Origin of the sequence: Chromobacterium sp. LK11 (genome assembly GCF_001043705.1) — a bacterium.
Lineage (GTDB): Bacteria > Pseudomonadota > Gammaproteobacteria > Burkholderiales > Chromobacteriaceae > Chromobacterium > Chromobacterium alkanivorans.
The window spans coordinates 22,418-47,863 of sequence record NZ_LDUR01000014.1 but is presented as its reverse complement, the minus strand read 5'-3'; the positions used below and the strand labels follow the sequence as shown (position 1 = coordinate 47,863).

Sequence of the window (25,446 nt, the reverse complement as noted above, 5' to 3'; positions counted from 1 at the left end):
CAACCGTTTCACTTCGTCATATTCCCGCCATGATTGTCAGATCCACCTCGTCCTGGCTGCGCCTGTTGTTCGTCTGGCACGGCTCGGTGCTGCCGCGCATCATGCCGCGCCTGCTGCTGGTCTTCGCCATCTCCATCGCCGCCGCCGCCGTGCGCGGCTGGTGGCTGAGCGAGCATGCGGACTCGGCGCTCAGCATTCCCGCCTTCACCCTGATGGGGGTGTCGCTGGCCATTTTCCTGGGCTTTCGCAACTCGGTCAGCTACGAACGTTTCTGGGAGGCGCGCAAGCTGTGGGGCAGCTTGCTGATCGTCAACCGCTCGCTGGCGCGGCAGGTCTTGTCGCTGGCGCCGGAGCACGCGGACGCGCGGCGGCTGATAGACGGCTGTTGCGCCTTCGCCTACGCGCTGAAGGCGCAGTTGCGCGGCGACGACGACGACGCCCATCTGCGCCGGCTGTTGCCGGAGGAGGTGAGGGACAAGGTGTTGGCGGCGCGCTTCAAGCCGGCGCTGATCCTGGCCTGGCTGGGGCAGTTGACCGCGCGCATGCGCGGCGACGGCGCGCTGAACGATATGCAATGGCACGCGCTGGACCGCAATCTGAACTCGCTGTCGGAAGTGCTGGGCGGCTGCGAGCGCATCGCCTCCACGCCCATCCCCTTCACTTACCGGGTGCTGCTCAACCGCACCGTCACCGTGTACAGCCTGCTGCTGCCGGCCGGCCTGGTCACCAGCATAGGCTGGCTGACGCCGGCGATCGCGGTCTTCATCGCCTACACCTATCTGGCCTTGGAAGTGATAGGCGAGGAGCTGGAGGAGCCTTTCGGCAAGGAGGGCAACGATCTGCCGCTGTCCGCGCTATGCCACGGCATCGAGGCTTCGCTGCGCGAGATGCAGGGCGAGGAAGTGGCGGCCCCGGCGCCGGAGCCGCGCGGCATTTATCTGTATTGAGCCGGCTCAGGCTCGCGAGGCTGTTACAAGGCGGCTAGCTCGTCCAGACGGATGATGCGGGCTATCGTCTCCAGCTGGCGCATCGAAATCCGGTGTTCTTCCTCGCTGGCGGCGGCGCAGCCGTCCTCCAGCACCAGCACCTGGTAGTCGCGGTCGTGGGCGTCGCGCGCGGCGGCCTGCACCGCCCAGGTGCTGCTGACCCCGGCCAGGATCAGGCGCTCGATGCGATGGGCGCGCAGCACCGCTTCCAGAGAGGTGGCGTAAAACGGGCTGACGCGGGGCTTGATCACGATAGCGTCTTCCGGCCGGACGTCCAGTTCCGGATGGAAGGCGGTGCCGGGGCCGGACAGGTCCAGCGCGCCGAATTCATGCGCGCGGCCGAACAGCGGCGAGTCTTTGGGCTGCTCCACGTAGGAGGGCGCGAAGCCCACTTTCACCTGCGCCACCAGCCAGCCGCGGCGGCGCGCTTCGGCGATGGCCTGGTTGGCGGCGGCGATGACGCCGCGCTGGCGCGCGTGTTCGGCGCAGCGGGCGACCTTGCCGCCGTCGACCATGATGTCGTGGATGTAGTCCAAACCGATAAAAGCGGTGTTCATCGCAGAGCTCCCTATGGCGTGTGGGTCAAGGCAGGCGTGCGGCCGGCGTTTCGGCCGCGGCCAGTTCCGCCAGCACCTCGCCGGCGGCGAGCAGCAGTTCCCGCCGCTGCGGCGGCAGCCCGGCCAGCGCGGCGCGCAGCCAGTCGTCCTTGCGCAGGCGGTGCGCCTGCAGGGCCTGGCGGCCGGCCTCGCTCAGGCGGACCCGGACCTTGCGGCCGTCTTCGGAGTCGCCGGCGCGCAGAATCAGGCCGCCGGCCTCGAGTTCGCGCAGCAGGCCGGCCAGATTGGAGCTGCGCAGTTTTTCCGCGCGGGCCAGCGCCGACGGAGTCGCGGCGCCGTCGGCGCGTTCGATGCAGGCCAGCAGCGACAGTTGGGCGAACGGCAGTTCGTCGTCCTGGGCTTCCAGGCGCAGCCGGCGGCTCAGGGCCATCAGCTGCAGGCGCAGCCGGGACGCGGCTTCGGGGGTGACGGTAAGGTGCGGCATGCCGCTATTTTAACATAGCTATATGGATATAGATAAATGCGGGCGAAACGGCGTCGGGCCGACGCCCGCGCCGTTTCAGTGCCGCGCGCCCGAGAGGGGGCGGAGGTTTAGCCCTGCTTTGGACAGTTGCTCATCCAGCGGATGCCGAAGCGGTCGACCAGCATGCCGAAGCGGGCGCCCCAGAAGGCGTCGTGCAGCGGCTCGTTGATCTGGCCGCCCTGGGCCAGGGCTTCGAAGATCGCCGTCTGTTCCGCCTCGCTGTCCAGCATGAAGTTCAGCGTGATGTTTTCGCCGAGGATGGGCGTGCGGCCCGGCATGCCGTCGGAGGCCATGAAATGCACGCCTTCGGCCTTGAACTCCGCGTGCAGAATCTTGTTCTTGGCTTCGTCCGGGCTGGGGAAGTCCGCGTCGCCGAAGCGCATCAGCGCGACGATCTCGCCGTTGAAGCATTGGCAGTAGAAGGCCAGCGCCTGTTCGCACTGGCCGTGGAAGTTGATGTAGGGCAGCAGGGTTTTCATCAGGGTGACTCCTGGTGGGTGGGGGATGAACCGGAGAGGTTTCAGGGCGGCAGGCATTGCCGCAGAGCGTCGCTGACGGCCGCCGCCGTCGCCGGCCGGGTCAGCCGGGCGACTTCCTGGCCGTGACGCAGGAAAATCAGCGTAGGCCACAGCTTGACGCGGTAGCTGCGTCCCAGGCGACGGCCCGGCCCGTCTTCGATTTGCAGATGACGGAGCTCGGGATGCTCCGCCAGGGCTTGTCGAATCAAGGGCTGAGCCGCCTGGCAATGGCCGCACCAGGGCGCGCCGAATTCCAGCACGGTGACGCCGGGCCGGGCATCCAGTTCGGCGCGTTCCGGCGCCGGGTCGCGGTAGAGTTCGTCCATGGTCTGATAGGGGCAAGGGCGGCTTTTAAATATGCCAAAGGATTGGTCGGTTTGCCAGCATCTTGACGGGCTGGCGGGGCGGGCTTGCCAAAGCCGGGTAAAACCGCGACGATGCAGGCCGTTTCCTCAATGGCCCAGGGTTTGAAATCATGAAATCGCGCAATGTTTCCGGCGGCTTGGTGTATTCCACCGAACACGGCCGCATGTGTCCGCAGTGCGGCTGCGCCGTCGCCCAATGCCAATGCGGCAAGCCGGAGACGCCGGCCGGCGACGGCGTGGTGCGGGTGCGCAGGGAAACCAAGGGCCGCAACGGCAAGGCGGTCACCGTGGTCCAGGGCGCGCCGCTGAACGCGCTGGAGCTGGCGCAACTGGGCAAGCAGCTGAAAAACGCCTGCGGCAGCGGCGGCACGGTCAAGGACGGCGTCATCGAGATCCAGGGCGACCACTGCGAGCAGGTGATGGCCGTGCTCAAGCAGCGCGGCTGGACGGTGAAGCGCGCCGGCGGCTAGCCGCCGTTCCCCATCCGCCGCGCTCAGCCATCGCCGGCATGAAAAAGCCCGCGGCAAGCCGCGGGCCGGGTCTGAGACGGCGATGGCCTACGCCGGCTGCGCCTGAGCCTGGCCGACGCCGAGCGGGGCGCGCCGCCGCAGTTCCGCGGCGAATTGCGCGCCGAACTGTTCCAGGTACTGACGCTGCAGCAGGCATTCATGCGGCGCGTTCACCTCGTACTCGATCAGCTTGCCGGAGACGTAGGGCTGCCATAGCGACGGCTGCTGATCCTCGGGGCGCAGGATGTCGGTGGTGGCGCGGATGAAGATCAGGTCGCCGTCGTAGCGCTGGTAGCGGCAGCGGGCGAGCAGCTCCAGCATCAGCTTGGAGTCGTTCACCAGCCGGCTCAGAAACTCTTCGCCTACCTGGCTGCCGCCCAGCACTTCCTCCATCGCGCTCTTCAAGCCCTTGATGCCGGCGCGCGGCGCGCCGACGATGGCCCGGGTCATCCGGGTGATGATGGTGGCGTCGTCCAGTTTCAGCGAAGCCGGCCCACCCTGCAGCGGATAGCTGTCGAACATGCACAGGAAGCTGACCTCGTGGCCGTCGGCCTGCAGCATGGCGGCCAGGCGCAGCGCCAGATTGCCGCCCACCGACCAGCCGGCCAGCTGGTACGGCCCCCGCGGCTGCACCGCCTGGATGCGTTGCCGGTATTCCTCGGCCAACTCGTCCAGCGATGCGATGACGCGGTCCGGATCGCGCAGGATAGGCGACTGGATGGCGTACAGCGGCTGATCCTCGGGCAGGAAGGGCAGCAGGCCGGCGTAAGGCCAGGCGATGCCGCCGCCCGGGTGGATGCAGAACAGCGGCGGCCGGGAACCCTGGACGCGCAGCGGCAGCATGGCGTCGAAGGGATCGCTGAAGGCGGCGGGCCGCTCCAGGCGCTGGGCCAGCTGGCGCGGAGTGGGGGCGGCCAGGAAGTCGGCGATGCCCAGCGAGACGCCGAAAGTCTCCCTGATGTCGTTGATCAGTTGCAGGCCCAGCAGCGAATGCCCGCCCAGCGCGAAGAAGTTCTGATTGGCGTAGACCTCGCCGCATTCCAGCGCCGTCGCGAACAGCCGGCACATGATTTCTTCTTCCGGGGTGCGCGGCGGCGCCTGCTCGCCGTCGTCCTGCAGCGTCGGCGTCGGCAGTTCGCCGGTGGCCAGCTTGCCGTTGGGGGTCAGCGGGAAGACCGGCAGCACCATGATGACGCTGGGGATCATGTGGTGCGGCAACTGGCGGCTCAGCGCCTGTTTCAGGCCCTCGCTGTCCAGCTCCAGCTGCTGGTTGGCCACATAGCCGACGATGGCCGGGCCGTGCGGCAGCTCGCGCAGCAAGGCGACGGCATCTTCCACGCCGCCGCAGCCGAGCAGGGCGTTCTTGATCTCGTCCAGCTCGATGCGCAGTCCGCGCAGCTTGATCTGGTTGTCCTGGCGGCCCTGGTAATGGATGCGGCCGAGGTGGTCGAAGAACACGCGGTCGCCGGCCCGGTACATGGTGTCGGCGGGGTCCAGCAGATCGGGCACGAAGCCCTTGGCCGTCAGCTCCGGGCTGTTGCGGTAGCCGCGGGCCACGCCGGGGCCGCCGATGAACAGATCGCCCCAGGCGCCGGGCGGCAGCAGCCGTTGTCGCGGGTCCACCACGTAGAGCCGGGTGTTGGCGGTGGCGGGGCCGATGGACAGGTCGCCGTCGCCGTAGTCGGCGTTGATCGAGGTGGCGAAGGAGGTTTCGGTCGGGCCGTAGACATTGAGCAGGCGGCAGTGGGAGAAGCGCGCCAGCAGCGCCGGCGTGCAAGGCTCGCCGCCCAGCATCAGGACGGTGTCCCGCGGGAAGTCCTCGGTCTGGTGGTAGGCCAGCAGGCTGGGCGTCATCACCAGCAGCTTGATGTCTTCCCGCTTCACCAGCGCGGCCAGCGGCTTGCCGGGCGCGCTGGAGACCTTGTCGCAGATGACCAGGGTGGCGCCGGCCAGCAGCGTCATCATGATTTCCAGCACCGACATGTCGAAGCCGGCGGCGATGAATTGCAGCACGCGCTGGCCGGCTTGCAGCCCGGCCGCCCGGATGGCGGTGTCGGCGATGGGCACCAGATTGCGCTGAGTCACTTGCACGCCCTTGGGCTTGCCGGTGGAGCCGGAGGTGTAGATCAGATAGCCGGGCGCGGCGGGGTCTACGCGGGGGAGCGGGAGGACGGCCGGCGGCAGCGCGTCCAGCGCCGCGGCGTCCAGACGCAGCAGTTTTTCCGGCGCGACTTCGGCCTTGACGGCGCTGCCGGCGGCGACGATGACCGCGGCCGGCGCGGCGTCGGCCAGTATGTATTCGACGCGGGCTTCCGGCAGGTCGGGATCCACCGGCACATAGCCGGCGCCGAGCTTGAACAGCGCCACCGCCGCCACCGCCCATTCGATGCTGCGCGACACGATGACGGCGACGTCGTCGCCGGGCCGCACGCCGCGCGCCAGCAGCAGGCTGGCCAGGCGGTCGGCGCGGTCGTCCAGTTCGGCGTAGCTGAGTTCGCGTTCGCCCTGGCGCAGGGCCGGCAGGCCGCCGTGGTTCCGCGCTGAGGCGGCGAAGGCGTCGGCGAAGACCGGCGGCGCGTCGGCGCGCGCCGGCAGCGGGTAGCAGCGCTCGCGCTCGCCGGGCAGCAGCAGCTGGTAGTCCGCGGCCGGGGTTTCCGGCGCGTCGACGAAACGCTCCAGCAGCAGGGTCATCCGCGCGTAATGCAGTTCCAGCGCTTCCTGCGGGTAAAGGTCGGCGTTGGCGTTGAAGCCTATCTCCAGCCGGCCGTCGGCGTTGCGGTCGAAGATGTCTATGCCGAGATGGTCGGCGGGGCCGTTGGCGACGTTCTGGACCGTGGCTTGGCAGCCGTCGAAGTCCACTTCCTGGTCATAGGCCACGATATTGAGCAGGGTGTTGAACAGCGGCTTGTGGCCGCGCTCCGCGTACAGGTCGCGGATCATGGCCTCCGAGCGGTAGCCCTGATGCAGCAGGTGGCGGCGCAGCTGGCGCTGGATGTCCGCGGCGACCGACAGCACCGTGGATTCCGGCGCAAACGAGATGCGCAGCGGCAGGATGTTGGCCACCATGGCCGGGATCTCGCGCAGGGCCTTCAGCTGGCGGGCCGCCACCGGCATGCCCACCGCCAGCTCGCTCTGGCCGGTCATTCGGTGCAGATAGGTGGCGCAAGCCGCCAGCAGCACGCTGGACAGACGCAGCCGGTGTTGGCCGGCGGCCTCCCGCAGCCCGGTCACCGCCGCGCCGGAGAAGGCCTTGCGCAACCGGTTCAGCTTGCGCAGGGGCGCGTCGCCGGGCGCCAGCTGGGTGGGGTCGGGCAGGTCCAGGCAGTACTGGCGCCAGTAGGACTGGTCCTTGAGGTAGGACTCGCTCAGGCGATAGGCCTGTTCCGCCTCGAACACCTGGCTCAGCGGCTGCGCCGGCAGCGGCTCGACGGCCTCGCCGCGCGCCAGCCGGACATAGCAGTCGGTGATGCGCTTGAACAGGATGGCGTGGCCGAATCCGTCCACCACCAGGTGGGAGCCCAGCTCTATCATCCGGTGGCGGCGATCGGCCAGTTTGACGATCAGATAGCGGATCAGCGGTTGCCGGGCCAGGTCCATATCGTCGGCCAGCAGTTCCTCCAGCATCGCCGCGTAAGCCTGTTCCGGGTCCGCTTCGGCGGACAGGTCGCGCCAGGAAAAATAGGCTTCGTGCAGTTCCGGGCGAAGGTGTTGCCGGTATTGCCCGGTGGCCGGGTCCGTGTCGAAGGCGGCGCGCAGGGTTTCCACTTGCCGGCACACGGTTCTGATGGCCTGTTCCAGCAAGGGCGTCTGCAAATCGCCGTTGAATTCGATCACATCGCACAGGTGGTAATGAAGGTTGCGGCCTTCCTGGCCGATGGCCAGGCAGACTTCCTGCTGGGCGGCGCTCAGCGGGCAGAGGGATTTATCGTCTAGCATGCTGTTTCTTCCAATAAATTGTTTTTACAGTTGGTGGTATTTATTTAAAATAAAAGTAATGAGGGATGAAGGCGCGATGACGGAAAAAGGCGCGTCGCCGCTATGCTTGCGGCTTAGGCTCTGGTTTGGGTTTAGCTGCGGCGGATAGGCCCGAAGAAGGGCGGATCAGTGGGCGACGCCGTGGAATGGCGTGGCTGAAGGGGCGCGGTGCGCGGCGTGGCGTTTTTCATGGTTGCTCTGCACATGTCGTATCAGACAGGCCGAATATGTCGTTTTGATAATACGCGGAAATTATATCAATACGGCATGAAATTGATACAGGAAAATTCACTCGACATATATTGGCAGAGGGGATTTGTCTCATTTGTGCAAACGCACATTTTGAGAGCGCCGATAAAACATTAATCTGGCTCAAGACGCGCCGTTAAAGACTATGGCAGTTCATGGGTAAAACGGTGCGGCGCAGCAAAGCGCGCGCTTGCTTGGCCTTAGCCGGCGAAGAGGGCCGCTGGAACGGGCCGGGCGAGCGCGCCGCGGCGTGGGAGAGGGGGGCGGCGCTGGCGCGCGCAAGAAAGGCGTTGCCGCCGCTCAAGCGCTTCAGTCCAGCCGGCGGACGCCGGAGGGCGGAATTAGACATGCAAAGAAAAAGACCGAAACCCAGGCGCCGTCCGCTGACGGCACCGTGTGTTTCGGCCTTGGCTGGATTGTTCGCGCTCTGGTTTTTAGAACGGAATATCGTCGTCCATATCGTCCAGCTGCTTGGGCGCCGGGCGCTGCTCCTGGCGGCGCGGCGCGGCCGGGGCTTCCTGACGCGGGGCCGGGGCGTTGTAGCCGTAGCCGTCGTCCATGCCGCCGCCGCTCATGCCGCCGCCGGAACCGCCCATCTCGTTGCGGCCGCCTTGCAGGCTCAGTTCGTTGACGCGCACGTCCGGGGACAGGCGTTTGTTGCCCTCTTTGTCCTGCCACTCGCGCAGGGTCAGTTGGCCGTAAACGGTTACCTGCTGGCCTTTGGCCAGGTAGTTCTTCAGCGATTCACCGCGCTTGCCCCATACCTGGCAGCTGAACCAGTTGGTGCTCTTGCGCTCGCCAAAGCCGATGTCGCTGGCTACGCGGAACGACAGTACCGGCTCACCGCTGGGGGTGTAGCGCAGTTCGGCGTCGGCGGCCAGACGGCCGTCAAAGGTGATGCTGTTCATCGATGTCTCCGAATAAAAATCTAAATGTTTGGCCCGTCGCCGCGGCTCAGAAGGTGGCGCCGATCAGACGCTGCACCGTCGCTTCATCCCACTGCTGCTGCGATACCTTCAGATAGGCCACGCGGTCTTCCAACACGACCACGGCTTCATGCACGCCGGCCACGCCGGCCAATTGGCGGGACAGGTCGCCGGCGTCGCCCCGCCAGTCCTCGCCGATGTGGTACATCACCGAGCGCACCGGCTTGGGCGGCCGCATGGCCAGCGACCACAGCAGCCAGGTCAGCATCAGCAGGCTGGTGAAGCCGAACACGCCGGCAGGGCCGAAGCGGGTGTACAACCAGCCGCCGGCGGCCGCGCCCAGGAACAGGCCAAGGGATTGGGCGGTATTATACACGCCAATCGCGGTTCCCTTGGCATCCGCCGGGGCGATCTTGGAAATCAGCGAGGGCAGCGTGGCTTCCAGGATGTTGAAGGCGATGAAATACAGGCCCAGCCAGATCACGATCTGCCAGAAGCTGTCCAGCGCCATCGCCATGCCCAGCTGGGCGGCGGCCATCAGCGCGATGGCGCCGACGAAGACTTGCTTGAGCCTGGCCTTCTTCTCGCCGTAGATGATGGCCGGCACCATCAGCAGGAAGCCGATCACCGTCACCGGCAGATACACCTGCCAGTGCTGGGTCTTGTCCAGGTGGGCGGTCTTGATCAGCGCGAAGGGGATGGTGACGAACATCGCCATCTGCGCCGCGTGCAGCGCGAAGATGCCGTAATTGAGCTGCAGCAGCTGGGGGTCTTTCAACACCGCCGGCAGCCGATTGGCCTTGGCCTCGGCGTCTGAGTGGAAGCGCGAGCCGACCGGGTCCGGAATCACCAGCCAGACGCCGATCAGCGCGGCCAGCGACAGCGCGCCGGTCAGCGCGAAAATGCCGTTGACGCCGATGTACTGGGCCAAGAGCGGCCCCAGCACCAGGCTGGCGGCGAAGGTGGTGCCGATGGACATGCCTATCATCGCCATCGCCTTGGTGCGGTTTTCCTCGCGGGTCAGGTCCGCCAGCAGCGCGGTGATGGCGGCGGAAATGGCGCCGGCGCCCTGGATCACCCGGCCCACGGTCAGGGTGGCGATGTCGTGAGCGCCTGCGGCGACGAAGCTGCCCAGCGCGAACAGCAGCAAGCCGCCGTAAATCACCTCCTTGCGGCCTATCTTGTCGGAGAGCATGCCCAGTGGCAGCTGCAGCAGGGCCTGGGTCAGGCCGTAGCTGCCCAGCGCGATGCCGATCAAGGTATGGTTGTCCGCGCCTTCCAGGGTTTGGGCGTACAGGGCGAATACCGGCAGGATCAGGAACATGCCCAGCATGCGCAGGGCGTAGATGCCGGCGAGGCCAAGGCTGGCCCGGAGTTCTGTTGCGTTCATTCTTGTGTGCGTCGTTTGTGTTGCTGGCGGGCTGCGGCCTGCGGGCCGCGCCCCATGGTTCTAGTAACGGTCCGGCGCCGTTCCGGATGACGCCGCGCGTTAAAGACTGGTGGAGTCAGACTTGCCAAGTCGGGTATATTAACAGGTTCCCTGACCGACGGTGAGTTACGCTCCAATATGGACAGCATTCGCATTCGCGGCGCACGCACGCACAATCTGAAGAACATCAACCTGGATTTGCCCCGCCACCAATTGATCGTGATTACCGGTTTGTCCGGCTCCGGCAAATCCTCGCTGGCCTTCGACACCCTGTACGCGGAAGGGCAGCGCCGCTACGTGGAAAGCCTGTCCGCCTATGCGCGCCAATTCCTGCAATTGATGGAAAAACCGGACGTGGACCTGATCGAAGGCCTGTCGCCGGCGATCTCCATCGAACAGAAGGCCACCAGCCACAACCCGCGCTCCACCGTCGGCACCGTCACCGAAATCCACGACTACCTGCGCCTGCTGTACGCGCGCGTCGGCGAACCGCACTGCCCGGAGCACGGCGTGCCGCTGTCCTCGCAAACCGTCAGCCAGATGGTGGACCACGTGCTGGCGCTGCCGGAAGAGAGCCGGGTGATGATCCTGGCTCCGGTCATCGTCGGCCGCAAGGGCGAGAACCTGGACCTGTTCGAAGACCTGCGCGCTCAGGGCTTCGTGCGGGTGCGGGTGGACGGCGAAGTGTTTGAGCTCGACGCCGTGCCCAAGCTGGACAAGAACAAGAAGCACACCATCGAAGTGGTGATAGACCGCCTGAAAGTGCGCGAGGACATGAAGCAGCGGCTGGCGGAAAGCTTTGAAACCGCGCTGCGCCACGCCGAAGGCCGCGCCATCGCCGTGGAGATGGACAGCGCCAAGGAGCACTGGTTTTCCGCCAAGTTCGCCTGCCCGGTGTGCTCCTACAGCCTGCCGGAGCTGGAGCCGCGGCTGTTCTCCTTCAACAACCCCATGGGCGCCTGCCCCAAATGCGACGGCCTGGGCGAAATCACCTTCTTCGATCCGCGCCGCGTGGTGGCTCACCCGGAGCTGAGCCTGGCCGCCGGCGCGATCAAGGGCTGGGACAAGCGCAACCAGTTCTATTTCCAGATGCTGATGGCGCTGGGCGAGCATTACGGCTTCTCCGTGGCCGAACTCGCCTTCGAAGACCTGCCGGAGAAAGTGCGCAACGTGGTGCTGCACGGCTCCGGCCGCGACAGCATCGAGTTCAGCTATATGTCGGAGAAGGGCACCAAGTTCAGCCGCTCGCATCCGTTCGAAGGCATCATCCCCAATCTGGAGCGCCGCTACCGCGAAACCGATTCCGCCGCGGTGCGCGAAGAATTGGCCAAGTACCAGAACAACCAGCCCTGCCCGCACTGTCAGGGCTCGCGGCTGCGTCTGGAGGCGCGCCACGTCTTCGTCGGCGACAAGACGCTGTACGAGATCAACCAGATGCCGCTGAAGGACACCGCCGGCTTCTTCGCCCAACTGGTCTTCAGTGGCCAGAAACAGGCGGTGGCGGAGAAAATCGTCAAGGAAATCAGCGAGCGGGTGTCCTTCCTCAATAATGTGGGCCTGGACTACCTGAACCTGTCCCGCTCCGCCGACACCCTGTCCGGCGGCGAGGCGCAGCGCATCCGGCTGGCCAGTCAGATCGGCTCCGGCCTGACCGGCGTGATGTACGTGCTGGACGAGCCGTCCATCGGCCTGCACCAGCGCGACAACGACCGCCTGCTGGCCACGCTGATGCGGCTGCGCGATCTGGGCAACAGCGTGATCGTGGTCGAGCACGACGAAGACGCGATTCGCGCCGCGGACTACCTGGTGGACATGGGCCCGGGCGCCGGCGAGCACGGCGGCGAAGTGCTGGTGGCCGGCACCCCGGACGAAGTGGCCGCCTGCGCCCATTCCGTCACCGGCGACTACCTGTCCGGCCGTCGCCGCATCGCATTGGGCGGCGAGCGCCGCGAGGTGGACCCGGAGCGCGTGCTGCGTTTGATCGGCGCCAGCGGCAACAATCTGAAGAACGTCACGCTGGAGCTGCCCTTGGGCATGCTGGTGTGCATTACCGGCGTGTCCGGCTCCGGCAAGTCCACGCTGATCAACGACACCCTGTACAAGATCACCGCGCGCGAACTCAACGGCGCCAGCGAAGAGCCGGCCGCCTACCAGGACATCCAGGGCCTGAAGCAGCTGGACAAGGTGATCAACGTCGACCAGAGCCCGATCGGCCGCACCCCGCGTTCCAACCCGGCCACCTACACCGGCCTATTCACCCCCATCCGCGAACTGTTCGCCGGCGTGCCGCTGTCGCGCGAGCGCGGCTACGGTCCGGGCCGCTTCTCCTTCAACGTCAAGGGCGGCCGCTGCGAAGCCTGCCAGGGCGACGGCATGATCAAGGTGGAAATGCACTTCCTGCCGGACGTCTACGTGCCTTGCGACGTATGCCACGGCAAGCGCTACAACCGGGAAACCCTGGAAGTGCAATACAAGGGCAAGAGCATTCACGAAGTGCTGGAGATGACGGTGGAACAGGCGCTGGAATTCTTCAGCGTGGTGCCCACCGTGGCGCGCAAGCTGAGAACGCTGATGGACGTGGGCCTGGGCTATATCCGCCTGGGGCAGAGCGCCACCACCCTGTCCGGCGGCGAGGCCCAGCGCGTCAAGCTGGGGCTGGAGCTGTCCAAGCGCGACACCGGCCGCACCCTGTACATTCTGGACGAGCCCACCACCGGCCTGCATTTCCATGACATCGACCTGTTGCTGCAAGTGTTGCACCGGCTGCGCGAAAGCGGCAACACCGTGGTGGTGATCGAACACAATCTGGACGTGGTCAAAACCGCGGACTGGCTGATAGATTTGGGGCCGGAAGGCGGCGCCGGCGGCGGCCAGATCATCGCCACCGGCACGCCGGAACAAGTGGCGGCCAATCCGGTCAGCCATACCGGGCGCTATCTGAAGCCTTTGTTGCAGCGCGAGCAAGCCTGATGGCAATCAAGTACAATGCGCGGATAGACAGCTTGCTGTTATAAATAAATACTGGCGGCGGCAAGGGGCGAACAGCGCCGCCGCCCAGCTGGACGGCGCGTCGCCCAAGGGCTATCGCATCAAAAACAATATGAGGAAGTCATGCTGACTTTAGGCAAGATCGATCACATCCACATTCGTGTGACTGACGTGCCCAAGGCCCTGAAATGGTATCAGCGCGTGCTGGCCATGGCCCCGGACCCGCGCTACAAGCATATGCGCGAAGGTCCGCACGGAGCGGTGATGCTGGCCAACGCCAACGGCGCGGTGCGCCTGGCGGTGAGCGAGGACAAGAGCGGGGCGGTCAACCACCAGGGCGACATCGCCTTCGTGGTCAGCGGCCAGGATTTTCTGGAGTGGATAGACCAGCTGGCCGGCGAGCGCGTCACCAATCGAGACGGCCAGACCATCGCCCGGGACTCCGTGCGCGATCATCGTTTCTTCTGCTCGCTGTCCTTCGTCGACCCCTTCGGCAACCCGTTCGAGATCGTCAGCTACGACCACACTTGGCTGGTGGGCAAGCTCAAGCTGAACGAACAGCTGGAGTGAAGACAGCTCTCCGCCACTAAAACCGCCGGCTTTGCGCCGGCGGTTTTTTCATGCCCTCAAGACAGCGCGCCTTCCTGGCGCAGCACCTGCTCCAGCGCGGCGAAGCAGGCGGGGTCGATGGCGCTGCCCAGGTGCCGGCGCATGATGTCCAGGGTTTGCGGCGCCGGGGTGGCCGGGTGGTAGGGGCGTTCCGCGTTGATGGCGTCGAAGATGTCCGCCGCGGTGATGATGCGGGTTTCCAGCGCGATGGCGTCGCCGGACAGGCCGCGCGGGTAGCCGCCGCCGTCCGGGCGTTCGTGGTGGGCGCCGGCCACCCAGGCCAGTTCGGCGAAGTGCTCGATGCGGCCCAGGATGGCCTCGGTGTAGCCGGCGTGGCGTTTTACCGCCTCCCACTCGTCCGCCTCCAGCTTGCCGGGCTTGTCCAGTATGGTGTTGCTGACGCCCAGCTTGCCCACGTCGTGCAATAGCGCGCCGCGTTTCAGCCAGCGCCGCCGTTCCAGGCCCAGTTCCAGCTCCGCGGCGATCTGGTCGGCGTAATGGCCCACCCGCTGGCTGTGGCCGGCGGTGAACGGGCTTTTGGAGTCCACTACCTGGCCGAAGCCTTCGGCGATCTCGTCCAGATAGTCCTCGTCCAGCGGCACCGCCCATTGGGCCGGTTCCAGCTTCAGCACCGCCTGGTCGACGTCGTCGGCCTCCAGTTGCCGCCAGAAGTCCGTCCGGGCGCCGACGCGGCGGAAGGCGGCCACCAGCTCCGGGTCGAACCAGCCGCCGGCGCGGCGCAGCGCCTGATCCAGCGCCGCCTGGCGGCCGTGGGTGATGTGGAACACGTCGATCACCTGGGCCAGCAGCGCGATGCGCGAATTCAGCGGGATGGCGTCGCCGCGCAGCCCCAGCGGCCGGCCGGAGCCGTCCCAGTGCTCGTCCAGCGACTGGATGCCGCGCGCCACGTTTTCATTGAAGCGCAGCTGGCGGGCGATGTCGGCGCCGCGGTGGCAGCGGGTGTTGATCAGCTCGTCCGCCATCGCCCGGCCGTGGCGCAGCACCTTGAGGATGGACACCGCGCGCCGCGTCCAGCCCGCGCTGTGGGTGCCGGTGTTCTTGAACACGAAGCCCAGCAGCTGCGGCAGGCCGGCGCCCACCTGCTTGAAGTCCTGTTTGAAGCTGCGGTCGTCGGTCTGGTATAGCTCGCAGATGCGCGCCGCGTTGCTGCTGCAGCCCAGGTCCTTGAGCAGGATGGCGTAGTACAGGTCCCAGAGCTGTTGCGGCGGCAGGCCGATGCATTGGCCGATATGCATGCCTATCCAGCAGCTGCGGATGCCGTGGCCCTCCGGCTGGCCTTCGGTGATGTCCAGCGCGTAGCTCAGCGAGCTGATCAGTTCGGACAGCTTCAGGGTGGCGGCCATGGGCGCTCCACGGAGTTGAGGCGGGCAGGGAGACGACGGGAAGCTACTTGGAACCGCTCACAAAACCTTGCAGAGAAGCCGGGGCAAGGCGCGCTGACGCGGACCGTATATTGAGTACGGCAAGCCGGCGCAACGCGGCGTCTTGGTGAGCGGCGCTCTCTTATTTATCCTCGGCGCGGCGCGCTTTTTCAATCCCGTCGCGCGGGCGCGCGTTCGCGGCTCAGCCGCGCGATGGCGTCCACCAGCCGCGCCTCGATGTCCTGGTCCAGCGGCAGCCGTTCGCTGGCCAGCTCCGCCAGCCGCGGGTGGGCGCCCACCTGCACCGAGTGGCCGGCGTCCAGGAACATGCTGACGTCGTTGCTGTCGTTGCCGAAGCAGATCAGTTCCTCGGCGGCGATGCCGCATTGGCGCAGCGCGGCCATCTTGCTGACGCCGGCGGCGGTGATGTCGAAGATCTGTTCGTCGGAATGGTGGTGCAGCTCCACGCCGGCGTGGGCGTCCAGTTCCCGGCGCAGGCCGGGCGCGTCGGCGCAGGCGGTGATCAGCAGTTTGGCCGGCTGGCGGATGTCTTCGGCGCCGACATGGCTGGCCAGCTTGCCCGGGTCCACCTTGTTGAGGAAGGGGTGGCTGGCGTCGCCGTTGTAGTGGTAGTCCCAGCACAGGTCCACCAGATAGGACGCGGCGAAGCGCTGCGCCAGCCGGGTGACGTCGGCGAACACCGGGTCCGGGATGGGGGTCAGCCGGCGCAGCTCGCCTTGCTGATGGCTCATCGCGCCGTTGGCGCCGATGATCAGCGCGTCGTGGAGGCGGACGTCCAGCAGGGGCAGGATGTCGCGGTAGGGGCGGGCGGAGGCGAAGCCCAACTGGTGGCCGTGTTGGCGCAGCTTGTCCAGCGCGTCCTGGATGGCCGGGCTGATGGTTCTGCCGTTGAAGCAAATGGTGCCGTCGATATCGAAGATGAAGTGCATGGGGTCTCGCTGGGAGGGGGCGGCGGCTGGTTTTTAGCGCCATTTTATGATGTTTGTATTCTAACTGTCTTGCCAACTCGGGTGAAGCCGCCGCGCTGAATGGAATGCCTGTGGACTTGTCAGCAAGCGGTATCGCCCACATTTTCCTTAGAACCTGTTCAAAGTCTGCTGCGCTTCAGCGATACGGCGTTAAAAACAAGCTCAAAATGCTCATGTACCACGAGTACATTCCGCTTTTTCGCTCGTTTTCGCCTTGTCTCGCCCTTGCTCACGAGACTTTGAACAGGCTCTTATATGACCGTTCAACCTGGAGACTGCCGCGCATGAGCCAAAACCTTTGTCTGGATCCGTTGACCGCCGCCGATTTTCCCGCCCTGGCCGAGCTGGCCGGCGAGATCTGGCATCAGCACTTCATCAGCATGATCAGCCGCGAGCAGATCGACTACATGTTGGCCGGCCGCTATGTCCCGGAGAAGCTGTCCGCCTATCTGGAGGCGCCGGACCGCTGGTTTGGCCTGTTGCGGCTGGACGGCAGGCTGGTGGGCTATTGCAGTTACGCGCTGACGGCGACGCCGGGGGAGATGAAGCTGGAGCAGTTGTATTTGTTGGCGGAAATGCGCGGCCGCGGCCTGGGCGCTTACATGCTGGACGCGGTGGAGCGGGCGGCGCGGCAGCGCGGCTGCGATGTGCTGGCGCTGACGGTGAACAAACACAATGCCGGTGCCATCGCGGTGTATCAGCGCGGCGGTTTCCAGGTGCGCGAGGAGGCGGTGTTCGATATCGGCAACGGCTTCGTGATGGATGATTATGTGATGGAGAAGCGCTTGGCCTGAAGGCTGTGAGCAGTCTGCAAGCATGGCCAATGGAAGGGCGCAAGGCGGGATGCCTTGCGCCTTTTCCTTTCAGAGGCCGGTTGGGAGCCTATGACGATCTGCTGCGCTGCGTGGAGCGTTGCACGGTGAGTGCGCCTTCGAAATGTTCACCCGCCTTGTGCGCGCTCCGCTTTCTCCACCGTTTTCGGCTTGTCTCGCCCTTGCTCGCGAGATCGTGAACAGACTCTCAGGACCGCGTGGTTTTGTTGCGGGTCTCCTCCCGCCACATCGCATCCAGATAATGGTGGTACTCGTCGGCGATCCAGCCGGCGGCCTGGCACAGGCCATTCAGCTGGGCCAGGTCCGGATTGGGCATGGCGATCTGCTGGCGCATGATGATCAGCAAGGGGCGCAGCAGGTTCAGCGCTTCCAGGCCGTTGGCCAGCGCTTCCGCGGTTTCGAGTTGGGAGACGGGGGCTGTGGGGACGGGATGTTTATCCATGATGAACTCCTGGCATGGCGTTCCGGGCCGCTTTGACGGCGTGTTCGGAATAGGGCTGAGAAGCCGCGACTGACGAGCGCGGGTTTCGCCTGACAGGTGTGTTCAGCACCAAGGCGGAATGTAGCAGCGGAGCGGTAGGCGGTCAATGCCGAAGGGGAGCGGTAACTGTACGGAATTGCCGCCTTGGATTGGTCTGGATTAATTTGTCTTTGCGCGCGCGGCATCCCGTCGGCGCCGCTGCCTGGAAGAGCAAACATGAATCCTTGGCTATTACTGACCTGCTCCATTGTCGCGGAGGTGATGGGCACCTTGTTGCTGAAGGCGTCGCAGGGGCTGACGCGGCTGTGGCCCACCCTGGCGATGGCGGCCTGCTATCTATTGGCGATCTGGCTGATGGGGCTGGTGAGCAAGAAACTGGAAATCGGTTTGACCTACGCGGTATGGGCCGGGGTGGGCACCGCCGCCACCGCCTTGCTGGGGGTGTGGATCTTCAACGAGGGCGCATCGTTGATGAAGGTGCTGGGCGTGGGCTTCATCGTTGTTGGCGTGGTGCTGCTGAACTTGAGTCAGAGCGCTTGAAGGATGGGAGGCGTAGCAAGGGCAAGCCGGGCAGCTTGCCCTTGTCGCGTCGGAAAGTTTTTAGAGCGTGTTTACGATCTCGCGAGCTAAGGCGAGACAAGGCAAAAACGAGCGAAAAAGCGGAATGTACAAGCGGTACATGAGCATTTTGAGCTGGTACTCACCGTGCAGGGCTTCACGACGCGCAGCAGATCGTAAACAGGTTCTTAGGTGCCGCAGAAGGTCCGATACCCTTGCGCCACTGCCGGCGCGGCCGGCAGCGTGTAGCGCTCCAGACCGGCGCGTTCGGCGTAGGGCTGGCGTAATACGTCCAGCAGCGCCAGCGTCGGGCCCATGTCGCCATGGTCGCTGGCGGCGGCCAGCGCTTCTTCCACCAGGTGGTTGCGCGGGATGTAGAGCGGGTTGGCCTGGCGCAGCGCGGCGGCGCGTTCGGCGGCGGTTTGCGGTTCGGCGTCCAGCCGCTGGCGCCAGCGGGCCAGCCACGGCGCGGCGGCGGCCGGGTCGTTGAAGAGCTGGGTCAGCGCCTGGTCTTGGCCTTCGGCGGCGTCGGCCAGCCGGCGCCAGGCCAGGGTGTGGTCGGCGTCCTGGCGCGCCAGCAGCGCCAGCCAGTCTTCGGCCAGTTCCTGGTCGCTGTCCTGCGCCTGGCTCAGGCCCAGTTTGCGGCGCGCCTGTCGCAGCCAGTGGGCCTGGTAGCGTTCGACGAAGCCTTCGATGACGGCGGTGGCCGCCGGTACCGCGTTCTTGGGCTCGTCCGGGTCCAGCAGCGGCAGCAGGGTTTCGGCCAGCCGGGCCAGGTTCCATTGGGCGATGGCCGGCTGGTTGCCGTAGGCGTAGCGGCCGCCGCTGTCTATGGAGCTGAACACGGTGGACGGGTGGTGGACGTCCATGAAGGCGCAGGGGCCGTAGTCTATGGTTTCGCCGCTGAGCGCCATATTGTCGGTGTTCATCACGCCGTGGATGAAGCCGGCGTGCATCCAGCGGGCGATCAGTTCCGCCTGGCGTTCCGCCGCGGCTTGCAGCAGCGCCAGATAGGGTTGCTCTGCGCCGGTCAGCTCGGGGTAGTGGCGCGCCAGGGTGTAATCGGCCAGCCGGCGCAGCATGTCGCGCTCGCCGCGGATGGCGAAGTACTGGAAGGTGCCGACGCGCAGGTGGCTGGCGGCGACGCGGGTCAGCACCGCGCCGGGCAGCGCCTGTTCGCGGTAGACGGTTTCGCCGGTGGCGGCCACGGCCAGCGCGCGGGTGCTGGGGATGGCGAGCGCGTGCATGGCTTCGCCGATGATCAGTTCGCGCAGCATCGGCCCCACCGCGGCCTTGCCGTCGCCGCGGCGGGAGAACGGAGTGCGGCCGCTGCCTTTGAAGGCGATGTCGCGGCGCTGACCGTTGTGGTCGATGACTTCGCCCAGCAGCAGCGCGCGGCCGTCGCCCAGCGACGGGGACAGGCCGCCGAACTGGTGGCCGGCATAGGCTTGGGCCACCGGCTTGGCGCCGGAGGGCGGCGCGGCGCCGGAGAAGGCGGCGGCCAGCTCGGCGGCGTCGGCCTGGCCGCTGTCCAGGCCCAGTTCCTCCGCCAGCGCGGTGTTCCAGTACAGCAGGGCCGGCGCGGGCGGGGCGTCGGGCTTGACCGGCGCGCAGGCGTCGGGCAGGTCGCGGGCGTAGCTGTGGTCGAAGTCGATGTGGATCATGGCGGGCTCGCTGGGCGGGGTAGGGGATTGAGAACCTGTTTACGATCTGCTGCGCGTTGGTGATACGGCGTTGAAAACACCTTCGAAATGCTCATGTACCGTGTGTACACTCCGCTTTCTCAGCTGTTTTCGCCTTGTCTCACCTTAGCTCGCGAGATCGTAAACACGTTCTGAGACGCCGGCGGCGGGGCAAAGTGCCCGGCCGCCGGCCGGCAAAAAGCCGCCCGTGGGCGGCTGGATTCAACGGCTGCGGCCCTTGCCGGCGCCTGCCGGTTTGCCGCCCGGTTTGCTTATGGGCTTGCCGCGTCCGGTCGGCGCTTTGCCGGCGGCGGGCTTGGCGGCGGCTTTGGCCTGCGCGGGCTTGCCGCGCTGTCCGTGGCCGGCCGTGGCCGCGGCGCGCTGGCCGGGGGCTTTGTTGCGCGACAGCGGCGCGCCCATGCGGTGGCGCACGGCGGCGGCCTTGTCGCCCGGCGGCGTCGGCGGAATCAGGCAGTGCTTGCTGTGGCCGATCAGATCGCTGCGGCCCATCTGGATCAGCGCGTCGTGGAGGATCTGCCAGTTGTCTGGGTGATGGTAGCGCAGGAAGGCCTTGTGCAGCTTGCGGCGGTAGCCGTCGCGCACCACGTCCACCTTTTCCGAGCTGCGCGACAGGCGCTTGAGCGGATTGCGGCGGGTGTGCCACATGGTGGTGGCCATCGCCATCGGCGTGGGGGTGAAGGTTTGCACCTGGTCCAGGCGGAAGTTGTTCTTCTTCAGCCACAGCGCCAGGTTCATCATGTCTTCGTCGCTGGTGCCGGGGTGTGCGGCGATGAAGTAGGGGATCAGATACTGTTCCTTGCCGGCCTGACGGCTGAAGCGCTCGAACAGTTCCTTGAACTTGTCGTAAGCGCCCATGCCCGGCTTCATCATCATGGACAGCGGGCCGTCCTCGGTGTGCTCCGGGGCGATCTTCAGATAGCCGCCCACGTGGTGCTGCACCAGTTCCTTGATGTATTCGGGCGAGCGCACGGCCAGGTCGTAGCGCAGGCCGGACTGGATGTTGATCTTCTTCACGCCAGGCAGCGCGCGCGCCTTGCGGTAGAGCTGGATCAGGTGGCTGTGGTCGGTGTTCAGGTTTTCGCAGATGTCCGGGAACACGCAGGACAGCTTCCTACAGGAACGCTCGATCTTCGGGTCCTTGCAGGAGAGGCGGTACATATTGGCGGTGGGGCCGCCCAGGTCCGAGATGTGGCCGGTGAAGCCCGGGGTCTTGTCGCGGATTTCCTCGATTTCCTTGAGGATGGATTCCTCGGAACGGCTCTGGATGATGCGGCCTTCGTGCTCGGTGATGGAGCAGAAGGTACAGCCGCCGAAACAGCCGCGCATGATGTTGACCGAGTACTTGATCATTTCCCAGGCCGGGATGTTGGCGTCGCCGTAGCTGGGGTGCGGGTTGCGGGCGTAGGGCAGGCCGTAGACGTGGTCCATTTCCTCGGTGGTCAGCGGAATGGGCGGCGGGGTCAGCCACACGTCGCGCTCGCCGTGCATCTGCACCAGCGCGCGGGCGTTGCCGGGGTTGGATTCCAGGTGCAGGGTGCGGCTGGCGTGGGCGTACAGCACCGGGTCGTGGGCCACGGCCTCGTAGGCCGGGATGCGGATCACGGTCTTGGCGCGCTCGGCGCGGCGCTTGGCCAGCCGTTCTTCGCGCGATTCGATGCGGATCACCTGCGGCTTGGACGGGTCCTGGTCCTTGGTGGCTTCGGCCGCCTGCTCCGGGATTTCCTGGTAGGGGTTGAGGTGGGCGTCCACCTTGCCCGGCAGGTCCACCACGCTGGAGTCCATTTCCTGCCATTCTTCGTCCGGACGCCAGCCGTGCGGCGCGATGAAGGCGGTGCCGCGCACGTCGCGGATCTCGCTGAGCTTTTCGCCCCTGGCGGCGCGGTGCGCCACTTCCACCAGCGCGCGTTCGGCGTTGCCGTACAGCAGCAAATCGGCCTTGGAGTTGATCAGCACCGACGGGCGCACTTTCTCGCTCCAGTAGTCGTAGTGGGCGATGCGGCGCAGGCTGGCCTCGATGCTGCCCACCATCACGCCCACGCCGGGGTAGGCTTCGCGGCAGCGCTGGGCGTAGACGGTGACGGCGCGGTCCGGGCGCTTGTTGGCCGCGGCGTGCGGGGTGTAGGCGTCGTCCGAGCGCGGGCGGCGGTCCGCGGTGTAGCGGTTGATCATCGAGTCCATATTGCCGGCGGTGACGCCGAAGAACAGATTGGGCTTGCCCAGTTCGCGGAAGGCGTCGGCGGAGTGCCAGTCCGGCTGGGAGATGATGCCCACGCGGAAGCCCTGGTCTTCCAGCAGCCGGCCCACCAGCGCCATGCCGAAGCTGGGGTGGTCGATATAGCCGTCGCCGGTGATCAGGATGATGTCACAGGAGTCCCAGCCCAGCTGGTCCATTTCGGCGCGGGTCATCGGCAGGAACGGGGCGGGGCCGAAGCGGCTGGCCCAGTACTTGCGGTAGGAGGTGATCGGTTTGGCGGCGTGTGCGGTCGTCATGCTGGCAATGGACTGAAGTTCGAGCAACCCGACATTATGCCATAGTTGCCGCTTGCTTGTTGAATAAGCGCTTGTTTTTTATTGGGAATTGCCTTGGTTGCAGTAGGGTTTTGCCGGAGGGGCGGTTTTGCCCATCAAAATCAAGGCGCTGCGCGCCCTGGCCGCTGGAACGGGGGAAGGCGGCGGCGGCATGACATTCCCTTGCCGCAGGCGTATCCTAGCGGCCCATCGTCAGGCCGCCGCGGCGCGGCCGGGAGAGGAGCGACGGCGGCTTCGGTCCGCGCTGCGTCGCTTCTTCCGCGAGGGAAATCATTGTTTCAGGCAGGAGCTCAAGATGACGAGCCAGATCGTGTTGGTGGATGAGGCGGCGCCAGGCCGCTATGTGGATGAGTTGGAGCAGGGCAAGGTCTTGTATCTGCCCAGCTTCGATTTCAAGCTGCTGGCCGAGGAGGGGGGCTTGCTGGATCCGGCCGTCGCCGATCCCAAGCGCAAGAACATCAGCCTGGAGCCGGACAACGGCGCCTTGCACGGCGTGGTGGGAGGCGCGGAGCGGGAGGCGGCGGTGCGCGGTTTGATCGCGCGTTACCAGCGGGCGGCGGCCGATCTGGCCGCGCGGCTGTTGCCGGAATACCAGGGCAAGCTGCGCGCCGCGCCCACCAGCCTGCGGCTGATGCGGGTGGAAGACCGCCGGACCTCCTGGCGCAAGGACGACAGCCGGCTGCACGTGGACGCGTTTCCGTCCCGCCCCAATTACGGCGAACGCATTCTGCGGGTGTTCTGCAACATCAATCCGCATGGCGAGCCCAGGGTGTGGCGGGTGGGCGAGCCGTTCACCGACATGGCGCGGCGCATGCTGCCGCGGGTGCCGCGGCAATGGCCGGGCTCGGCGGCCTTGCTGGCGGCCTTGAAGATCACCAAGCGCAAGCGCAGCGCTTACGACCACATCATGCTGCATCTGCATGACGCGATGAAGGCGGACCTGGATTACCAGCGCCAATGCCCGCAGGAAACCATGCCGTTTCCGCCCGGCTGCGCCTGGGTCTGTTTCTCCGACCACGCGTCGCACGCGGTGATGTCCGGCCAGTTCATGCTGGAGCAGACTTTCTGGCTGCCGGCGGCGGAGATGAGTGATCCGAAACGTTCTCCACTAAGTTTGTTGGAAGATATTGCCGGCAAGTCCCTGGTTTAAGGTGATGTTCGTGTTTGGCTGGCTGAAAAAACGATTGAGTGGACGGGGTGGGGTTACTCACGAGGTGACTGCAAAGCGGCCAATGAGCCCGAAAGGGTTTAGCGAGGAGCAGCTGCGCCGCTTGGGAGAGGCTGCGGAGGATCACGTCTGGGGCAACCGGGACGAAGTTCAGGCCAGCCGGGAGTGTATCTGTACTGCGTGTTACTCCCGATTTCCTCCTTCCGCAGTATTGAGATGGCAGGATGATGGTGGTTCTGCGATCTGCCCGAATCCAGGTTGCGGCTTTGGTGGGTCGGTATTGGGAGATGCCTCCGGTTTGTGTCTGGACGACTACGATTACTCAATGTTTGCTGACAGGCAAAATTGATGCTTTGCCGGCCTGCGGGAAGGTTGGTACGCGGGGTCTCAAGTATTGAGCAAAAATCGGTTACAATCTTCGATTAGTCATAAACTCGCACCGCACAAAACAATGAGCACGGAAAACAACGCGCCGGTTGTCAGCAACTTCATCCGCAACATCATTGACGAGGACCTGGCCTCCGGCAAGCACAGCAGCATCGTCACCCGCTTCCCGCCGGAACCCAACGGTTTCGCCCATATCGGCCACGCCAAGGCCATTTGCCTGAACTTCGGCCTGGCCGAAGATTACCAGGGCAAGTGCAATCTGCGCATGGACGACACCAATCCGGAGAAAGAGTCGCCGGAGTACGTGCAGTCCTTCATCGACGACATCAGCTGGATGGGCTTCAAGTGGGACGGCGACGTGCGTTTCGCTTCCGACTACTTCGACCGCCTGTACGGTTACGCGGTGGAGCTGATCCAGGCCGGCAAGGCCTATGTGGACGATCTGTCCGCCGAGGAAATGCGCCAGTACCGCGGCAGCCTGACCGAGCCGGGCAAGAACAGCCCCTACCGCGAGCGCGGCGTGGAGGAGAACCTGGATCTGTTCTCCCGCATGAAGAACGGCGAGTTTGCGGACGGCAGCAAGACGCTGCGCCTGAAGATAGACATGTCTTCCGGCAACATCAATCTGCGCGATCCGGCCATCTACCGCATCCGCCGCGCGCATCATCACCGCACCGGCGACAAGTGGTGCATCTACCCGATGTACGACTACACCCACTGCATTTCCGACGCCATCGAGGGCATCACCCACTCCTTGTGCACGCTGGAATTCGAAGACCACCGTCCGCTCTACGACTGGGTGCTGGACAATATCAGCATCGGCTGCCATCCGCGCCAGTATGAGTCGTCGCGGCTGGAGCTGCTGTACACGCTGACCTCCAAGCGCAAGCTGCTGGCGCTGGTCAACGAAGGCGCGGTGAGCGGCTGGGACGATCCGCGCATGCCCACCATCGCCGGCATGCGCCGCCGCGGCTACAGCCCGGCCGGCATCAAGCTGTTCGCTCAACGCATCGGCGTGTCCAAGAGCGAGAACATCATCGACATGGCCATTCTGGAAGGCGCGGTGCGCGAGACGCTGGAAAACGATTCGCCGCGCGTGATGGCGGTGGTGAATCCGCTGAAAGTGACGCTGAACAATTACGACGCCGCCGTCACCGCCAGCCGCAGCGCGCCCTTCCATCCGCATCATCCGGAGTTCGGCGAGCGCGAAGTGCCGATCGCCCGCGAGATCTGGATCGAGCAGGACGATTTCGCCGAAGTGCCGCCGCCCAAGTGGCAGCGCCTGACCGTTGGCGGCGAAGTGCGCTTGCGCTACTCCTATGTGATCAAGTGCGAGGAAGCGGTCAAGGACGCGGCCGGCAATGTGGTGGAGCTCAAGTGCAGCATCGACCACGACACCCTGGGCAAGAACCCGGAAGGCCGCAAGGTCAAGGGCGTGATCCACTGGGTGTCCGCCGAACACGCGATCGAGGCCGATGTGCGCTGGTACGAGCGCCTGTTCACCGAGCCGCGTCCGGACGCGGTGCGCGGCGAGGACGGCGAGTACGCCGACTTCCGCCAGTTCTTGAACCCGGAATCGCTGAAGTTGGTGCCGACCTATGTCGAGGCCTCGGTGCTGCAGGCCGAGCCGGAGTCCCGCTTCCAGTTTGAACGCCTGGGCTATTTCGTCACCGACCGTTACGAGCATCAGCCGGGGGTCAAGGCGGTGTTCAACCGCAGCGTGGGCCTGAAGGACAGCTGGAGCAAATAAGCTCGAGCGCCCGGCCGGAAGCTTTGCGCGTC

At 65.7% G+C, this 25,446-nt stretch carries 20 protein-coding genes; 8 read left to right on the top strand and 12 right to left on the bottom strand.

Annotated elements, in window-relative coordinates:
• Nucleotides 1-29 precede the first annotated feature (29 nt).
• Nucleotides 30-947, top strand: a complete 918-nt coding sequence (locus VK98_RS09645) for a bestrophin family protein (RefSeq protein ID WP_048413831.1) — start codon at nucleotides 30-32, stop codon at nucleotides 945-947.
• 23 nt (nucleotides 948-970) lie between these two features.
• Here VK98_RS09645 and VK98_RS09640 read toward each other — a convergent pair whose 3' ends face one another.
• The 4 genes from VK98_RS09640 to VK98_RS09625 form a co-directional block, all read right to left on the bottom strand.
• The gene (locus VK98_RS09640) at nucleotides 971-1,543 is read right to left on the bottom strand and encodes a cysteine hydrolase family protein (RefSeq protein WP_048413830.1); all 573 of its coding nucleotides are present in this window, start codon (nucleotides 1,541-1,543) and stop codon (nucleotides 971-973) included.
• A 25-nt stretch (nucleotides 1,544-1,568) separates the two neighbouring features.
• Complete coding sequence (locus tag VK98_RS09635; protein WP_048413829.1) at nucleotides 1,569-2,027, bottom strand: MarR family winged helix-turn-helix transcriptional regulator; 459 nt, start codon at nucleotides 2,025-2,027, stop codon at nucleotides 1,569-1,571.
• Nucleotides 2,028-2,134: 107 nt separating this feature from the next.
• The gene (locus VK98_RS09630) at nucleotides 2,135-2,545 is read right to left on the bottom strand and encodes a VOC family protein (protein WP_048413828.1); all 411 of its coding nucleotides are present in this window, start codon (nucleotides 2,543-2,545) and stop codon (nucleotides 2,135-2,137) included.
• Between the two features lie 41 nt (nucleotides 2,546-2,586).
• The gene (locus tag VK98_RS09625) at nucleotides 2,587-2,910 is read right to left on the bottom strand and encodes a thioredoxin family protein (protein WP_048413827.1); all 324 of its coding nucleotides are present in this window, start codon (nucleotides 2,908-2,910) and stop codon (nucleotides 2,587-2,589) included.
• A 149-nt stretch (nucleotides 2,911-3,059) separates the two neighbouring features.
• On the opposite strand from VK98_RS09625, the gene VK98_RS09620 reads away from it, so the two are divergent.
• Nucleotides 3,060-3,419, top strand: coding sequence for a translation initiation factor Sui1 (locus tag VK98_RS09620; RefSeq protein ID WP_048413826.1), 360 nt, complete (start codon nucleotides 3,060-3,062; stop codon nucleotides 3,417-3,419).
• 87 nt (nucleotides 3,420-3,506) lie between these two features.
• Here VK98_RS09620 and VK98_RS09615 read toward each other — a convergent pair whose 3' ends face one another.
• The 3 genes from VK98_RS09615 to VK98_RS09605 all read right to left on the bottom strand — a co-directional run bounded on the left by VK98_RS09615 (nucleotide 3,507) and on the right by VK98_RS09605 (nucleotide 9,998).
• Nucleotides 3,507-7,394: a non-ribosomal peptide synthetase gene (locus VK98_RS09615; protein ID WP_048413825.1), complete on the bottom strand. Its 3,888-nt coding sequence runs from the start codon at nucleotides 7,392-7,394 to the stop codon at nucleotides 3,507-3,509.
• A 722-nt stretch (nucleotides 7,395-8,116) separates the two neighbouring features.
• Complete coding sequence (locus tag VK98_RS09610; RefSeq protein ID WP_048413824.1) at nucleotides 8,117-8,590, bottom strand: single-stranded DNA-binding protein; 474 nt, start codon at nucleotides 8,588-8,590, stop codon at nucleotides 8,117-8,119.
• Between the two features lie 46 nt (nucleotides 8,591-8,636).
• Complete coding sequence (locus VK98_RS09605; RefSeq protein ID WP_048413823.1) at nucleotides 8,637-9,998, bottom strand: MFS transporter; 1,362 nt, start codon at nucleotides 9,996-9,998, stop codon at nucleotides 8,637-8,639.
• A gap of 177 nt (nucleotides 9,999-10,175) precedes the next feature.
• Between VK98_RS09605 and uvrA the strand changes: the two genes are divergently transcribed.
• Nucleotides 10,176-13,007, top strand: coding sequence for an excinuclease ABC subunit UvrA (gene uvrA / locus VK98_RS09600; RefSeq protein WP_048413822.1), 2,832 nt, complete (start codon nucleotides 10,176-10,178; stop codon nucleotides 13,005-13,007).
• Between the two features lie 141 nt (nucleotides 13,008-13,148).
• Nucleotides 13,149-13,595 carry a VOC family protein gene (locus VK98_RS09595; RefSeq protein ID WP_048413821.1) on the top strand — a complete coding sequence of 149 codons (447 nt, stop codon included), beginning with the start codon at nucleotides 13,149-13,151 and terminating at the stop codon, nucleotides 13,593-13,595.
• Between the two features lie 56 nt (nucleotides 13,596-13,651).
• Here VK98_RS09595 and VK98_RS09590 read toward each other — a convergent pair whose 3' ends face one another.
• The gene (locus VK98_RS09590) at nucleotides 13,652-14,998 is read right to left on the bottom strand and encodes an HD-GYP domain-containing protein (protein WP_048413820.1); all 1,347 of its coding nucleotides are present in this window, start codon (nucleotides 14,996-14,998) and stop codon (nucleotides 13,652-13,654) included.
• 188 nt (nucleotides 14,999-15,186) lie between these two features.
• Nucleotides 15,187-15,966 carry an HAD-IIB family hydrolase gene (locus VK98_RS09585; protein WP_048413819.1) on the bottom strand — a complete coding sequence of 260 codons (780 nt, stop codon included), beginning with the start codon at nucleotides 15,964-15,966 and terminating at the stop codon, nucleotides 15,187-15,189.
• A 323-nt stretch (nucleotides 15,967-16,289) separates the two neighbouring features.
• Between VK98_RS09585 and VK98_RS09580 the strand changes: the two genes are divergently transcribed.
• Entirely contained in the window at nucleotides 16,290-16,799 is a 510-nt protein-coding gene (locus tag VK98_RS09580) for a GNAT family N-acetyltransferase (RefSeq protein WP_048413818.1), read from the top strand.
• A 226-nt stretch (nucleotides 16,800-17,025) separates the two neighbouring features.
• Here VK98_RS09580 and VK98_RS09575 read toward each other — a convergent pair whose 3' ends face one another.
• Nucleotides 17,026-17,280, bottom strand: coding sequence for a hypothetical protein (locus tag VK98_RS09575; RefSeq protein WP_019100950.1), 255 nt, complete (start codon nucleotides 17,278-17,280; stop codon nucleotides 17,026-17,028).
• A gap of 255 nt (nucleotides 17,281-17,535) precedes the next feature.
• Between VK98_RS09575 and VK98_RS09570 the strand changes: the two genes are divergently transcribed.
• Entirely contained in the window at nucleotides 17,536-17,859 is a 324-nt protein-coding gene (locus VK98_RS09570) for a multidrug efflux SMR transporter (protein ID WP_048413817.1), read from the top strand.
• 206 nt (nucleotides 17,860-18,065) lie between these two features.
• Here VK98_RS09570 and VK98_RS09565 read toward each other — a convergent pair whose 3' ends face one another.
• Complete coding sequence (locus tag VK98_RS09565) at nucleotides 18,066-19,541, bottom strand: YdiU family protein (RefSeq protein ID WP_048413816.1); 1,476 nt, start codon at nucleotides 19,539-19,541, stop codon at nucleotides 18,066-18,068.
• Between the two features lie 240 nt (nucleotides 19,542-19,781).
• Nucleotides 19,782-22,070: a YgiQ family radical SAM protein gene (locus VK98_RS09560; RefSeq protein ID WP_048413815.1), complete on the bottom strand. Its 2,289-nt coding sequence runs from the start codon at nucleotides 22,068-22,070 to the stop codon at nucleotides 19,782-19,784.
• 334 nt (nucleotides 22,071-22,404) lie between these two features.
• Between VK98_RS09560 and VK98_RS09555 the strand changes: the two genes are divergently transcribed.
• On the top strand, nucleotides 22,405-23,259 hold the full coding sequence (locus tag VK98_RS09555) for a Kdo hydroxylase family protein (RefSeq protein WP_048413814.1): 855 nt from the start codon (nucleotides 22,405-22,407) through the stop codon (nucleotides 23,257-23,259).
• 469 nt (nucleotides 23,260-23,728) lie between these two features.
• The gene (locus VK98_RS09550; protein ID WP_048413813.1) at nucleotides 23,729-25,414 is read left to right on the top strand and encodes a glutamine--tRNA ligase/YqeY domain fusion protein; all 1,686 of its coding nucleotides are present in this window, start codon (nucleotides 23,729-23,731) and stop codon (nucleotides 25,412-25,414) included.
• The last annotated feature ends 32 nt before the right edge of the window (nucleotides 25,415-25,446 follow it).